The following is a 13,847-nucleotide window of genomic DNA, read 5'->3' as shown; positions in this document are numbered from 1 at the left end:
CTCCTTGTTCTCCGGTGACGCGGATATTCGATTGCTGCGTCGATACCGAGAACGGATGCGGCGGATCAGGCCAGGCGCGAAGCCAGCTCGCTGATCTTGTCGGGGCGGAAGCCCGACCAGTGGTCCTCGTCGGTGATGACGACCGGGGCCTGCAGGTAGCCGAGTTCCTTGACGGCGGCCAGAGCGTTCTCATCGACCGAGAGGTCGAGAACCTCGTACTCAACGCCCTTGGCGTCGAGAGCGCGGTACGTGGCCGTGCACTGAACACACGAAGGCTTCGTGTAGACCGTTACCGTCATTTCTCTGACCCCTTTTGGCTCGTTCTGAGTTGTTGTCTTGCTGTACTCCAATACTACATCTAGTGCTTCCCGAAAGGAACGCCCACAAGATGCAGTAGTTACATTCGTGTAGTTCTCCACAAGCAATTCACCTGTTTTCAACAGGCCCGCGGATGCCGATCGGCTTGTTTCCGGCCTTCGTTAGGGAGTTATTCACAGCCCCCACTTTGGGAATTCCACGTGTTGTGGAATTGCACCGGGCGTGTCGCGCCGTGTTGCCGCATAGTGCTGCTTCGGCGCCCGACCCCTACATGTTGTGTTGTGCTGCACACTCTTCCACCACCCACCGACACTCGGCGGGCGCGACGCGCGGGGGTGTTTGGGGCTCGGGTTCTGGGCGCAGCGCCCACCTCTCCGCTCCCCTCAGCCGGCGCCCCACGGTCGTCGCGGCCCACCTTTGGTGCAGCGGCCCACGTTGCACCCTGGGCCGGCGCAGCGAAGGTGGGCCGCACCGGGTGGGCGACCGGCGGCATCCGCTCGGCACGCTCGTTCATGGCCCCGACCGCCAGCCATCGCGCCCCGTTCGCCACCCCGTCGTCAACCGCGGGGTTGACGATCGCAACGCATGCGCGTACCGTGTCGTAAACCAAGTGGTTGACGAACAACGAAGGCGGCAGTGAAGGCATGAGCACCACGAACGCAGCGCACGCACTGGACGACCAGCGGCTCACCCAGGTGTTCAGCGCGCTCGCCGATCCGACGCGGCGCGACATCGTCGTGCGGCTCTCGGTCGCCGATGCCACGGTGGGCGAGCTCGCCGAGCCGTACGCCGTGTCGGTGCAGGCCGTCTCGAAGCACCTGCGCGTGCTCGAGGACGCCGGCCTGGTGAGCCGCGACGGCGACGGATTCCGCTCCCGCCGCCACCTGGAGGCCGAGGTGTTCGACATGATGACCGCCTGGATCGAGAAGTACCGCCGCACCGCCGAGGGCCGGTTCCGCCGACTCGACGCTGTGCTCGCCGAGATGGGCGAGGCCGAGGAGGCGGCGGGCACAGCGCCGGCCGCTGGCCGCGCGCCGACCGCCAGCACCACCACGGGCCCGTCGTCGACGGATGCGGCCCGCCGGCCCGCGGCATCCGTCACCCGAGACTCCGGGGGAACCTCTCCCACCACCCGCACTGCAAGGACGACCACCACCACCAACCGCACCACCACCGATAAGTAGAGGAGCAGCATCATGGCCACGACGACCACCCCCGACACGACGATCGAGGTCGACCCGAACCTGCCGACCATCCGCATCGTGCGCGAGTTCGATGCCCCGCGCGAGCGCGTGTTCCGCGCGTGGACCGACCCCGAGCTCTACGCCCGCTGGCTCGGACCCGACGACATCACTACCGAGATCGCCGAGTGGGACGCCCGCACCGGCGGCGCCTGGCGCTGGTCGAACTCGCGCGACGGACGCGAGCTCGCCGTCTTCTGGGGCTCGTTCCACGAGGTGCGTCTCAACGACCGCATCGTGCAGACAGTCACCTTCGACGAGTACCCCGACGGCGTCTGCCTCGAGACCATCCTCTTCGAGGACCTCGGCAACGGCCGCACCCGCGTCACCGACATCTCGCTGGTCGACTCGCTCGAGGCCCGCGACGGCATGGTCGCGTCGGGCATGGAGTACGGCGTGAAGGCCGGTTACGCCAAGCTCGACGCGCTGCTGGCCGGGGGCGAGGCCTGAGCGCGCAGACCTCTCGCTCTGCCACTCGAACGCCCGCGCATCCGTCTCACTCGAACGGATGCGCGGGCGTTCCGCATGTCGGTGGTGCGGGCTAGCGTGAAGGTATCCCATCCAGATACAGAGGAGTAGCGCCATGGACTGGAAGATCGAGCTCATCTTCGTGCCGGTGACCGATGTCGATCGGGCCAAGGAGTTCTACGTCGACAAGGTCGGCTTCACGCTCGACCACGACCAGACGGTGTTCGAGGGCCTGCGGTTCGTGCAGCTCACTCCCCCGGGGTCCGCGTGCTCGATCGCCTTCGGCACGGGACTCGGCGTCGATCTCCAGCCGGGCAAGCAGAACACGATCCAGGTCGTGGTTCCGGATGCCGCCGAGGCTCGCGCGCACCTCATCGCGAACGGGGTCGAGGCCTCCGAGGTCGACCCGCAGGGCTGGGGGAACTTCGTCACCTTCGCCGACCCCGACGGCAACACCTGGACGCTGCAGGAGCTGCCGAAGCGCGACTGACGCGCCGGCCTCGCTCGCGCCTGGCCGCTCGGCGGGGTGTAGATGGTCCGGCGGGTGCAGGAGCCTCCGCCAGACCATCGAAACCCCGCCAGGTCAGACAAGCCGCCAACCGCCTGCCAGGCAGGCGGGCCGGTTGCCTGGTTGGGCCGCCCGATCGCCAGACGGTATCTAGCAGGCCCGGCGACCGAATTGCGCCCCCGCGCGTAGCTCGGGCATGCCCCGCTCCAACAGGAATCGGCGGAACTTCTTCAGCGGCAGCACCGTGTCCCACGTCCATCGGTCGAAGCTGTCCACTCTCTCCTGCTGGCGCAGGGCATCCTCGCGCTGCTTCTCCTGCCAGACGACCTCGCCGGGATCGTCGCCTTCCTTCACGAAGGCACCGCGGGTGTACTTGAATTTCCCGTCGAACTCCTGCACCTTGCGGACGCCCTCCAGATAGAAGTCCACATCGGCGTAGCTGCCGAGAATGTTCGGGAAGCGCACCTGCAGCTCCGGGATGACGAACTGCCCCTGACGCATGCGCACCCGGCTCAGCGACTCACCCGGACTGCCGGCCCGGGCATCCGCGAATCGGATGACCGACTCGGCCCTCGCACGATGAAACGCTGGAGCTACGGCATCGAGTTCGGTCAGAAGCGCTTCCTTCGACAGGGGCGGTCGCACGAGGTGGGCCTCGCCATTCCGCCGCCGCATGTCGGTGGCGTAGCGTTCCGCATCGCGCCGAAGCGCCGCATCGATGGCCGTGACCGCACGCTCGGGCGATTCATTGAGGGCTAAGTCCACCAGGGTGCGCTCGAGCGCCACAACAATGACCCCATCGATGACCACTGTCTCTGCAGACGGACCAGAGCGGTGGGTGGTGATGAGGCGAGATGTACTGCCGCCTGACGCCCCGGGCTCGAACGTATGGAGCTCCGCCGGCCAGTCGCCGATCGTGGGCAAGCGGTGCATGGCGGCGGCCGAGAGGTGCGCGGCGACCAACGGCTTCGGAGATGATGCGTTCGTTGCCCGCACCAAGAGGCGGTATCGACCACCGCGCCCAGCCGCCTTCCACTCTGCAGCCGCGACGTACCAGCCCCGCCGCACCCGAACGAGCTCGCTCAGCCCGACCAGCCGCTCGATTCCTCGCGGGTCGACGCCAGACCGTCGGAGAAGATCCGTGCTGATCAGGCCGCCGTCGAGTGACGACAGGAACTCGAGGTCAACACCCATCCGCTCATCGTGCACGTTCCTCAAGCCGGCTCTACTGCGCCGATTCACGTCGGTGAGTTTCCCACCGCTGCTCGCTGCTGTGCAGGACTGGCCCGGCGTGGGGGCCTGAGGTCATCGACTCGGCGGGGTGTCGATGGTTCGGCGGGTGAAGGTACCCCCGCCAAGACATCTAACCCGCGCCAAGTGGGTGGCACGGGTGTGTGGCGTGGGGGCGGCCGGCGGGCGGCGGGCGGTGGGCGGGCGGTGGGCGCGGCAGCGGGGCACCGCCGCCAGTCGCGGCTAGCGGGCGGAGCGAGGCGGCGCCGTCGACGCGCGCAGCACGAGCTCGGGGGCTCGGCGGGTGGGGTCGGGCGCCTGCTCGTCGCGGAGCACGTCGAGCACCGTGGCCATGATGTCGCGGCCGAGGCCGTCGAAGTCCTGCCGCATGGTCGATAGCGGCGGCGCGAAGAAGGCGGCCTCGGGGATGTCGTCGAATCCGATGACGCTCATGTCTGCCGGCACGCGGCGCCCGGCCCGCTCGAGGGCGTGAATGAGGCCGAGCGCCATCTGGTCGTTCGCGGCGAAGACGGCCGTGGCCTCGGCATCCGTCGCCAGCGAGGCTCCGAGGGCGTTGCCGCTCGACGGCTGCCAGTCGCCCACGAGCGGCTCGCGCGCGACGAGGTTGTTCTCCGAGAGCACGTCGCGCCAGCCGCGCAGGCGCTCGGCCGCGTCCATGGAGTCGATGGGCCCGCCGAGGTGCCGGATCTCGCGGTGCCCCAGCGCGATGAGGTGCTCCACGGCAGTCCGCGCTCCGCCGTACTGATCGATCGCGACGCGATGCGAGGTGCTTGCGGCTCCGGATGCCGCTCCAGCGACGAACGACGCGGCGGGGACGGATCCCGCGGACCCCGCCGCTCCCCCGCCCTCCGAGGCGACAGCCACCAGGGGCACCCCGAGTTCGAGCGCCTCGACGGCCTCGATGGCCCGGCGCTCGGCCGCGATGAGCACGATCGCCTCGACGTTCTGGCGCAGCAGCATCTCGACGGCTGCGCGGAGGAGCACGGCATCCGACTCGATCATGCTCGCCATGCTCACGGCGTAGCGGGCCTCGCGCGCGGCCTCGTTGAAGTTGAGCGCCGCCGAAGACGGGCCGTAGTCAGGTCGCCCGGCGGTGATGAGGCCGAGGGTGCGCGAGCGGCGCGTGACGAGTGCGCGGGCGGCCGGCGACGGCACGTAGCGCAGCTGCTTGATGGCCTGCTCGACCCGCAGCCGCGTCGCGGGACGCACGTTCGGCAGGTCGTTGAGCACCCGCGAGACGGTCTGGTGCGACACACCGGCGAGGCGCGCGACATCGAAGATGTTCGCGACGCGCGCTTTGTCGTCGTCCGTACTCACCGGCTCCGTCGGCTCCTACCTGGCGCTCGTCGCGCGTTGCTTGGTGTGCTCATTATCTGTCCTGCAACGGATGCGGCCGTGCAGCGGCGCGGACGCGAAGCGAGCACGCGCGTTCGCGCACGAACACGAGCACCCGCGGGTCCGTGGATCCGGCGCGGTCCACCTTCGGCGCACTGGCCCGCGCTCCACCATGGGCCACTCCATGAAAGGTGGGCCGGAGCGGGGGACGCGTCCGATGCCGCGCGACGCCGCGCAACGGCCGCGCACCGACTCCGGCATCCGTCGACGACGCCCGCATCACCGTCGCCTCGCTGTGAGCACCTTCTGCAGGATGATGAACACGAGCAGCAGGGCGCCGATGAAGATGCGCGTCCACCATGACGACAGCGTGCCCTCGAAGGTGATGATCGTCTGGATGACGCCCAGCACCAGCACGCCGAGCACCGAGCCGAGCACGAATCCGTAGCCGCCGGTGAGCAGGGTGCCGCCGATCACGACGGCCGCGATCGCATCGAGCTCGGTGCCGATGGCCGTGAGCGAGTAGCCCGAGAGCGTATAGAAGGTGTACAGGATGCCGCTGAGTCCGGCGCAGAATCCGCTGATCACGTAGACCAGCACCTTGGTGCGGGCGACGGGCAGACCCATGAGCACGCCCGACTGCTCGCTGCCGCCGATGGCGTAGACCGTGCGGCCGAGGCGCGAGTACTGCAGCACGATGACGGCGACGATCACGACGACGATCGCGATCACCACGCTCCACGTCATCGACACGCGGCCACCGAGCGGGATGCGCGCCTGCGCGAGCGCCACGAACACGGGGTCGGTGATCGAGATCGAGTCCTTGCTGATCACGTAGCAGAGGCCGCGCGCCAGGAACATGGCCGCGAGCGTCGCGATGAACGGCTGCACCTTGAAGACGTGCACCATGAGGCCGACGAGGAGTCCGAGAACGGATGTGAGCACCAGGATGAGCGGGATCACGACGCCGGGTGCCCATCCGGCCTGCAGCAGAGACGCCGTGATGATGCCCGAGAGGGCCAGCACCGCGCCCACCGACAGGTCGATGCCGCCGGTGAGGATCACGAAGGTCATGCCGACGGCGAGCACCAGCAGGTAGGCGTTGTCGACGAACAGGTTGACGATCACCTGGGCGGAGAAGAAGCCGCGGTAGCGGGTGCCGCCGACGATGAAGACGAGGATGAGCAGGGATGCCGTGACCAGAACCGGCCCGTACTTGGGGCTGCGCAGAGTGTCGCGGATCCTGCCGGCTGCACGCACGGCGGCGTTCGGAGTTCCGGCGGCGGATGCGCTGCCGGGGGTGGGAGGCGTGTGCGTCTGAACGGAGCTCATGATGCGGCCGCCCCCTTTCCGGCACGGATGCTGAGTGATCGACGCCAGCGCGCGAAGGCGGCGTTCGTGGCCGGAGACTGCAGCAGGCAGACGGCCGTGACGACGGCGGCCTTGAACACCATCGTGGCGATCGGCGGGATGCCGACCGTGTAGACCGTGGTCACCAGCGTCTGGATGACGAGGGCTCCCACGAGGGTTCCGGCCAGCGAATAGCGGCCACCCGCGAGGGAGGTGCCGCCGATGACGACGGCGAGGATCGCGTCGAGCTCGATGAACAGGCCGGTGTTGTTCGCATCCGCCGCCGTCTGGTTCGACGTGAGGATGAGGCCCGCGATGCCGGCCGACAGGGCGCAGAAGGCGTAGACCGTGAACAGGAGGCCGCGCGAGCGCACACCCGCCTGGCGGCTGGCCTCGGGGTTGATGCCGACAGACTCGATGAGCAGCCCGAGCGCTGAGCGCCGGGTGATGAGCGCGGCGAACGCGAAGATGACGGCCGCGATGATGACGGATACCGGGAGCCCGAACAGCGAGCCAGAGCCGAGGGTCTTGAACGGGGCGCTGTTGACCGTGATGATCTGGCCCTCGGTGATGAGCATGGCGATGCCGCGGCCCGCCGTCATCAGGATGAGGGTCGCGATGATCGGTTGGATGCCGAGCACTGCCACGAGGAAGCCGTTCCAGACGCCGAGCACCAGGCTGATGCCGAGGCTCACCGCGACGGCCACAGCCACGACGCCGGGGTTGCCCGGGTCGGGCGAGCCGAGGATGATCGCCGCGGCGACGGCACCCGAGATGGCGCAGACGGCTCCGACCGAGAGGTCGATGCCGCGGGTGGCGATGACCAGGGTCATGCCGACCGCGATGATGAGCGTCGGGGCGCCGTTCCGCAGGATGTCGATGAGGCTGCCGAACAGGTGCCCGTTCTTGATGGTGATGGTGAAGAAGCCGGGGAATGCGATCAGGTTGATCACGAGCAGCACGACGAGCAGCACGATCGGCCAGAAGATGCGGGTGCCGGCGAAGCGGGCGAGGGCCGCGGTCATGAGGACGCTCCAGGGGTGGTCGGGTCGGTCGGGTCGGTCGGGTCGTTCGGGTCGTTCGGGGTGTCGGTTGAGGAAGACACAGGGGTGTCGGATGCGGCGGACGGAACGGATGCCGCCGGCCCGGCACCAGCACCAGCACCAGCACCAGCCGCGCCACCAAGCCCGCCGGCCACGGGAGGACCGGCATCCGCCACCGTCTCGACGAGAGGATCAGGGCTCGACCCCTCCGCGATCAGCGACAGCAGCGAGTCGACGGTGAGGTCATCGTTCTCGAGGTCGGCGACCATGCGGCGGTCGCGCATCACGGCGATGCGGTGCGAAAGTCGCAGCACCTCTTCGAGCTCCGCCGAGATGAAGACGACGGAGAGTCCGTTCTCGGCGAGGTTCACGACGAGCTTCTGGATCTCGGCCTTCGCCCCCACGTCGATGCCGCGGGTGGGCTCGTCGAGGATGAGCAGGCGCGGCGCCACCGCGAGCCAGCGCGCGAGCAGCACCTTCTGCTGGTTGCCGCCCGAGAGGTTGCGCACGAGAGCGTCGGGGTTGGCGGGGCGGATGTTGAAGGCGTCGATGTAGCTCTGCGTCAGTTCGTCCTGTCGGCGCTTCGGGATGGGCCGGGCCCAGCCGCGGTCGGCCTGCAGCGCCAGGATGATGTTGTCGCGCACGGTGAGCTCGTCGACGATGCCCTCTGAGCGGCGGTTCTCCGACGAGTAGGCCACCCGCTTCGAGAGCGCCTGGCGCGGTGTGCGGAAGCGCGTCGGGGCTCCGGCGATGCGCAGCTCCCCGGCATCCGATCGGTCGATGCCCGAGAGGATGCGGGCGAGCTCGGTACGTCCGGAGCCGAGGAGACCGGCGAGGCCCACCACCTCGCCCTCGTGCACCTTGAGGTCGATCGGCTCGATGGCGCCCTTGCGTCCGAGGCCGATCGCCTGGATGAACGGCACCTCGTCGCTCTCGCCTGCCGTGGCCTCACGAGCCTTCTTCTCGAGGTCGTCGAGGGCTGTGAGCTCCTTGCCGATCATCTTCTGCACGAGTTCGATGCGCAGGATCTCCTCGGTGAGGTACTCCCCCACGAGCGCGCCGTTGCGCAGCACCGTGAGGCGATCCGAGATCTCGTAGACCTGGTCGAGGAAGTGCGAGACGAAGAGGATGGCCGTGCCGGCCGCCTTGAGCGAGCGGATGACGCGGAACAGCTCGGCGACCTCGTCGGCGTCGAGGCTCGAGGTGGGCTCGTCGAGGATGAGCACCTTGGCGTCGATGTTGATGGCCCGCGCGATGGCGACGAGCTGCTGCACGGCGAGGGAGTGATCGCCCAGCAGCGAGCCGGGGTCGATGTCGAGGTGCAGTCCGGCGAGGTGCTTCGCGGCCTGCTGGCGCATCAGCTTCCAGTTGATGCCGCCGAAGCGGCGGGGCTCGCGGCCGAGCATGATGTTCTCGGCCACGGTGAGGTTGGCGAGGAGGTTGACCTCCTGGTAAACGGTGCTGATGCCGGCATCCTGAGCCTGGGCGGGGCTGGCGAAGGCGACATCCGCTCCCCCGAGCGTGATGGTGCCGGAGTCCACCGTGTAGACACCGGTGAGCGCCTTGATGAGCGTGGATTTTCCGGCGCCGTTCTCGCCCATGAGCGAGTGCACCTCGCCCGGGAACATGCGGAAGCTGACGCCGTCGAGGGCCTTCACGCCCGGGAAGGAGATGGAGATGTCGGTCATCTCCACGACCGGAGTGGTCGCGGTGGGGTCTGGCATGCTCGTCTCTCTCCGTCGAGGGGCTGTGGTTCTGGTGGTGCTGCGGTGCGTTTCGTGCGTTCCAGCTGATCGTGCTGATCGTGCGTTCAGTGCGTGCGGCACCGGATGCCGCGGGTCTCACGTGTCGTTCGAGTGTGGCGGGTGCGCGGCATGGACACCGCGCACCCACCGAGGGCGTGTCGCCCCAGGCGGCAGCACTCGCCGCCGTTCGTGGGAGGAACGGATGCCGGCCGCTCACGCAGCCGGCCGGCATCCGTCACCGTCAGATGGTGCCGCTCAGCCGAGGCCGACCGGACCGTTCGTGCTCAGTACTGGCGGTCGGGCAGGGCCTCGATGGCCTGCTCCTGGGTGAAGGTCGTCTCCTCCGTGATGATGCGCTTCTCGGGGGTCTCGCCGTTGTTGATCTGCTCGACGATCTCGATGAGCTGCTTGCCGAGAAGCGGCGAGCACTCCACGATGAAGTTGATCTTGCCGTCGGCGAGGGCCTGCATGCCGTCCTTCACAGCGTCGACCGTGACGATCTTGATGTCCTTGCCGGGAACGAGACCGGCGGCCTCGATGGCCTCGATCGCGCCCAGGCCCATGTCGTCGTTGTGCGCGTAGATCAGGTCGACGCCCGGGTTGGACTTGAGCAGAGCCTCAGTGACCTGCTTTCCGCCCGCACGGGTGAAGTCGCCGGTCTGCGAGGCAACGACCTCGAGGTTGGGGTCCGCCGCGATTGCGGCGGCGAAGCCCTCGCCACGGTCGATGGCCGGAGCGGAGCCCGTGGTGCCCTCGAGCTGGATGATCTCGACCGGCTCAGTGGCCTCGGCGAACTCGGCGAGGGCCCAGTCGCCTGCCTTCTTCCCCTCCTCCACGAAGTCGGAGCCGAGGAACGAGACGTAGAGCGACTCGTCCTTGGAATCGACCGCGCGGTCGGTGAGCACGACGGGGATGCCCGCGTCCTTCGCCTCGTTGAGCACGGCGTCCCATCCGGTCTCGACGACCGGCGAGAAGGCGATCACGTCGACCTGCTGCTGGATGTACGAGCGGATCGCCTTGATCTGGTTCTCCTGCTTCTGCTGCGCGTCGGAGAACTTGAGCGGGATGCCGGCCTCCTCGAAGGAGTCCTGGATGTCCTTGGTGTTCGCGGTGCGCCATCCGCTCTCGGCACCGACCTGGGCGAAGCCGACGGTGAGGTCGCTGAGCTCCTTGGGTCCTTCTGACTCGGCGCTGCCGCCGCCATCTGCACAGCCGGCGAGGGCGAGGAGCAATGCTCCGGCCGCGGCCAATCCGATGATCTTCTTCATCTCTACCAAACCTCCTTGTTCAGTGTCCCGGCGGGGAACGTGCTGCGATTCTCGGTGCCGGGCGACCAGGCCATTCTGGTCGTGCTCGAAATGTTAGCGATAACATGTGAGGGTTCACAATAGGCATCCGCCGAGATGTGCCCCCAGTTTCCGGGTCGTTATGCATCCGTTGCAATTCGCAATGTGAGCGCTCATATTGGCGGCCCGCTTCGGGCGCATACTGGCCGCGGATGCCGTCGACCGGCGCGCTCGAGGCCCTCGGCCGCGCTCGGGCCCACCTTGCGCAGCGGCCCGCGTCGCCCCATGGGCCCCCGCGCCAAAGGCGGGCCGAACACGCCGGCGCTTGGACTCGGCGGGGTATCGGTGGCTCGGCGGGTGCAGGAACCCCCGCCAGACCATCGAAACACCGCCGAGAGCGGCGGTCGGCCGACTCGCGGCATCCGGAGTGGGCGCGAGGGCACGCAAGCGCAGGCGCGCAGTTGCGCAGGGGCGCAGTGGCGCAGGGGCGCAGGGGCGCAAGTGCGCCGCGACCACCGGGCGAACCGAACCTCAGGCGCCGGCGCGTGGCGGGGCGGTGCTCTCGCGCACGATGAGCTCCGAGACGCGACTCGCGCGGTCGTCGGCGTGCTGCTCGTCGTCGAGTACGTCGAGCACCGTGGCCATGATGTCGCGTCCGAGCGCCGAGAAGTCCTGCCGCATGGTGGTGAGCGGAGGCGCGAAGTGCGCCGCCTCGGGGATGTCGTCGAATCCCATGACGCTCACGTCCTCCGGCACACGGATGCCGGCATCGCGGAGGGCGTGCAGCACACCGAGCGCCATCTGGTCGTTGCCGACGAAGATGGCACTGGGGAGCGCGGCCGCCGCTGCGTCAGCGCCGCCACCGGCAGCTCCAGCACCAGCACCAGCAACACCGACGCCAGCACCGCCGGCGCCCGCGGCACCAGCACCAGCCTCGGCGCCAGCTCCACCACCAGCGCCAGCACCAACACCAGCACCAGCGCCAGCACCAACACCAGCACCAGCACCAGCACCGGTACCGGTACCGGTACCGGCCGCATCGACCAGCGCCTGCCCGGCCGCATAGCCGCTCGTCGACTGCCAGTCGCCGATGATCGCCGGACGCTGCGACAGGCCGTGCTCGGCGAGGGTGTCGCCCCACGCCCGCACGCGCTCGGTGGCGTCCATCGAGTCGGCTGGACCGGCGATGTGCACGATGTCGGTATGCCCGAGCGAGATGAGGTGCTCCACCGCGAGGCGTGCGCCCTCGTACTGGTTCATGGCCACGCGGTGGAAGCCCCCGACGTCCTCGGAGGAGACGGCGACCAACGGCACCGACCGCTCGATGCCGCGGATGATGTCGAGCGCCTGCCGCTCGCCCGAGATGAGCACGATGGCCTCGACGTTGTGGCGCACCATCATCTGCACGGCGGCCCGCAGCGAGGCGGCGTCGAACTCGCGCATACCGGCCTGCGTCACCGTGTAGTTGGCGGCGTGGGCGGCCTCGTTGAAGGCGAGCGCGGCATTCGACGGTCCGTAGTCCGGCCGGCCGGCCTGGATCAGGCCGATGGTCTGCGAGCGGCGCGACGCCAGCGTGCGGGCTGCCGGCGACGGCACGTAGGAGAGTTCCGCCATCGCGTGCTCCACCCGCACCCGGGTCGAGGCGCGCACGCCCGGCAGGTTGTTGAGCACCCTCGAGACGGTCTGGTGCGAGACGCCGGCCACCCGCGCGACGTCGAACATCGTCGCTGCACGCGCACTCCCTGATGCGCTGCCGGATGCCGTGACCGACACTGCGACGGATGCCGCGACACCGGCACCGGCCACACCGGCGCCCGCACCATCGGCCGCGTCAGCAGCGCCAGCAGCGGCAGCAGCGCCGCCATCCGCGACACCAGCACCCGCAGGCTCAGCGGCATCCGTTGCGCTCATCACGCGTCTCCCCCTCGAGATCAGAAAAGTTCAGGCCACCGCTGCGTGCAGCAGAGCGGCCAACGGCGGCCGGACTTCCTCAGCCCGGCCGCCGCCGTCCCACCACCACCACAGAGGAGGGACCTACTGGCCGCCGGAGCGACGCTTGTTGTAGACATCGAAGGCCACGGCGAGAAGGAGCACGAGGCCCTTCACCGCCTGCTGCCACTCGATGCCGATGCCCATGATCGACATGCCGTTGTTCAGCACACCGATGATCAGACCACCGATGATGGCGCCGCCGATGGTGCCGACACCGCCCTGCACAGCCGCTCCACCGATGAAGGCGGCGGAGATGGCCTCGAGCTCGAAGCCGTCACCGGCCTTCGGTCCGGCGAGGTTGAGGCGGGCGGTGAAGATGAGGCCGGCGAGGGCCGCGAGGAAGCCCATGTTGACGAACAGCCAGAAGTCGACCCGTCGGGTCTTGATGCCCGACAGCTCGGCCGCGTGACGGTTGCCGCCGATCGCGTAGATGTGGCGCCCGAACACCGAGCGGTTCATGACCACGCCGTAGACCATGACCAGCACCGCCAGGATGATGAGCGTGACCGGGATGCCCTTGTACGACGCGAGCGCGTAGGTGAAGAAGCCGATGGCGATCGAGACGAGAACCAGCTTGGTGAAGAACCAGACGATCGGCTCCACCTCCTGGCCGTACTTCTGGCGTCCGCGGCGGGTGCGCAGCTGCTGCACGATCAGGGCGACGATAGCCAGCGCACCGATGCCGAGCGTGAAGATGTCAGGGTCGGATTCTCCGAAGATGCCGTTCACGAAGCCGTTGCCGAGGGCGCGGTACTCCGTGGGGAACGAGCCGATGTTGGCGTTGCCGAGCACGACGAGCGCCAGGCCACGGAAGATGAGCATGCCGGCCAGCGTCACGATGAACGCTGGAATGCCGACGTAGGCGATCCAGAAGCCCTGCCAGACACCGACGGCGGCACCGATCGCGAGCGACAGGATGACGGCCAGCCACCAGGGCATGCCCCAGGTGACCGCGAACAGGCCGGAGCAGGCGCCGACGAAGGCGGCCACCGATCCGACGGACAGGTCGATGTGGCCGGCGATGATCACCATCACCATGCCGATCGCGAGAACGAGGATGTAGCCGTTCTGCACGATCAGGTTGGAGATGTTCTGCGGGCGCAGCAGGATGCCATCGGTCAGGAACGAGAACAGCACCACCACGATGATGAGGGCGATGAAGATGCCGTTCTTGCCGAGGTCGCTCAGGATGTGGCTGAGGCGGTCGGTGAACTTGTTCTGGATGGGGTTGACGTTGCCGCCCTCGACCCGGGTCTCGGTCTGAAGTGGAGCGTTGGGATCTGACATGTGATGTCTCCTCTATGGAAGGT

The 13,847-nt window shown here is 68.4% G+C and carries 12 protein-coding genes; 3 read left to right on the top strand and 9 right to left on the bottom strand.

Annotated features, from left to right (window positions below; translation table 11 throughout):
* Nucleotides 1–65: 65 nt before the first annotated feature.
* A complete protein-coding gene (gene nrdH / locus AADV74_RS12720; protein WP_055824762.1) occupies nt 66–299 on the bottom strand; it encodes a glutaredoxin-like protein NrdH in 234 nt (77 codons plus the stop codon).
* Nucleotides 300–962: 663 nt separating this feature from the next.
* Here nrdH and AADV74_RS12715 point away from each other — a divergent pair.
* The 3 genes from AADV74_RS12715 (at nt 963) to AADV74_RS12705 (ending at nt 2,517) form a co-directional block, all read left to right on the top strand.
* Entirely contained in the window at nt 963–1,502 is a 540-nt protein-coding gene (locus tag AADV74_RS12715) for an ArsR/SmtB family transcription factor (RefSeq protein WP_342114618.1), read from the top strand.
* A 12-nt stretch (nt 1,503–1,514) separates the two neighbouring features.
* Nucleotides 1,515–2,009 carry an SRPBCC family protein gene (locus AADV74_RS12710; RefSeq protein WP_342114617.1) on the top strand — a complete coding sequence of 165 codons (495 nt, stop codon included), beginning with the start codon at nt 1,515–1,517 and terminating at the stop codon, nt 2,007–2,009.
* A 133-nt stretch (nt 2,010–2,142) separates the two neighbouring features.
* Nucleotides 2,143–2,517: a VOC family protein gene (locus tag AADV74_RS12705; protein WP_342114616.1), complete on the top strand. Its 375-nt coding sequence runs from the start codon at nt 2,143–2,145 to the stop codon at nt 2,515–2,517.
* Between the two features lie 168 nt (nt 2,518–2,685).
* Here AADV74_RS12705 and AADV74_RS12700 read toward each other — a convergent pair whose 3' ends face one another.
* The 8 genes from AADV74_RS12700 to mmsB form a co-directional block, all read right to left on the bottom strand.
* Nucleotides 2,686–3,729: a hypothetical protein gene (locus AADV74_RS12700; protein WP_342114615.1), complete on the bottom strand. Its 1,044-nt coding sequence runs from the start codon at nt 3,727–3,729 to the stop codon at nt 2,686–2,688.
* Between the two features lie 279 nt (nt 3,730–4,008).
* Nucleotides 4,009–5,103 (bottom strand): LacI family DNA-binding transcriptional regulator, encoded by a 1,095-nt coding sequence (locus AADV74_RS12695; protein WP_342114613.1) that lies wholly within the window; start codon nt 5,101–5,103, stop codon nt 4,009–4,011.
* 297 nt (nt 5,104–5,400) lie between these two features.
* Nucleotides 5,401–6,453: a galactofuranose ABC transporter, permease protein YjfF gene (gene yjfF, locus AADV74_RS12690; protein ID WP_342114611.1), complete on the bottom strand. Its 1,053-nt coding sequence runs from the start codon at nt 6,451–6,453 to the stop codon at nt 5,401–5,403.
* Nucleotides 6,450–7,496: an ABC transporter permease gene (locus AADV74_RS12685; protein ID WP_342114609.1), complete on the bottom strand. Its 1,047-nt coding sequence runs from the start codon at nt 7,494–7,496 to the stop codon at nt 6,450–6,452. Before AADV74_RS12685 ends, yjfF begins: the two co-directional genes overlap by 4 nt.
* On the bottom strand, nt 7,493–9,238 hold the full coding sequence (locus AADV74_RS12680; protein ID WP_342114607.1) for a sugar ABC transporter ATP-binding protein: 1,746 nt from the start codon (nt 9,236–9,238) through the stop codon (nt 7,493–7,495). The genes AADV74_RS12685 and AADV74_RS12680 overlap by 4 nt, the downstream gene beginning before the upstream one ends.
* A gap of 305 nt (nt 9,239–9,543) precedes the next feature.
* Nucleotides 9,544–10,527 carry an ABC transporter substrate-binding protein gene (locus AADV74_RS12675; RefSeq protein ID WP_342114605.1) on the bottom strand — a complete coding sequence of 328 codons (984 nt, stop codon included), beginning with the start codon at nt 10,525–10,527 and terminating at the stop codon, nt 9,544–9,546.
* Nucleotides 10,528–11,076: 549 nt separating this feature from the next.
* Complete coding sequence (locus tag AADV74_RS12670) at nt 11,077–12,456, bottom strand: LacI family DNA-binding transcriptional regulator (protein WP_342114603.1); 1,380 nt, start codon at nt 12,454–12,456, stop codon at nt 11,077–11,079.
* Between the two features lie 123 nt (nt 12,457–12,579).
* Nucleotides 12,580–13,824: a multiple monosaccharide ABC transporter permease gene (mmsB, locus tag AADV74_RS12665; protein ID WP_342114601.1), complete on the bottom strand. Its 1,245-nt coding sequence runs from the start codon at nt 13,822–13,824 to the stop codon at nt 12,580–12,582.
* Between the last annotated feature and the right edge of the window lie 23 nt (nt 13,825–13,847).

This window comes from Leifsonia stereocauli (assembly GCF_038432415.1).
Lineage (GTDB): Bacteria > Actinomycetota > Actinomycetes > Actinomycetales > Microbacteriaceae > Orlajensenia > Orlajensenia stereocauli.
This window is presented reverse-complemented; position numbering and strand designations above follow the sequence as displayed.

What these genes read in the sequence shown, in the direction of transcription:
- AADV74_RS12710 (WP_342114617.1), top strand. Translation starts at nt 1,515, where the DNA reads ATGGCCACGACGACCACCCCCGACACGACGATCGAGGTCGACCCGAAC.
- AADV74_RS12685 (WP_342114609.1), bottom strand. Translation starts at nt 7,496, where the DNA reads ATGACCGCGGCCCTCGCCCGCTTCGCCGGCACCCGCATCTTCTGGCCG.
- AADV74_RS12670 (WP_342114603.1), bottom strand. Translation starts at nt 12,456, where the DNA reads ATGAGCGCAACGGATGCCGCTGAGCCTGCGGGTGCTGGTGTCGCGGAT.
- yjfF (WP_342114611.1), bottom strand. Translation starts at nt 6,453, where the DNA reads ATGAGCTCCGTTCAGACGCACACGCCTCCCACCCCCGGCAGCGCATCC.
- AADV74_RS12675 (WP_342114605.1), bottom strand. Translation starts at nt 10,527, where the DNA reads ATGAAGAAGATCATCGGATTGGCCGCGGCCGGAGCATTGCTCCTCGCC.
- nrdH (WP_055824762.1), bottom strand. Translation starts at nt 299, where the DNA reads ATGACGGTAACGGTCTACACGAAGCCTTCGTGTGTTCAGTGCACGGCC.
- AADV74_RS12715 (WP_342114618.1), top strand. Translation starts at nt 963, where the DNA reads ATGAGCACCACGAACGCAGCGCACGCACTGGACGACCAGCGGCTCACC.
- AADV74_RS12680 (WP_342114607.1), bottom strand. Translation starts at nt 9,238, where the DNA reads ATGCCAGACCCCACCGCGACCACTCCGGTCGTGGAGATGACCGACATC.
- mmsB (WP_342114601.1), bottom strand. Translation starts at nt 13,824, where the DNA reads ATGTCAGATCCCAACGCTCCACTTCAGACCGAGACCCGGGTCGAGGGC.
- AADV74_RS12705 (WP_342114616.1), top strand. Translation starts at nt 2,143, where the DNA reads ATGGACTGGAAGATCGAGCTCATCTTCGTGCCGGTGACCGATGTCGAT.
- AADV74_RS12700 (WP_342114615.1), bottom strand. Translation starts at nt 3,729, where the DNA reads ATGGGTGTTGACCTCGAGTTCCTGTCGTCACTCGACGGCGGCCTGATC.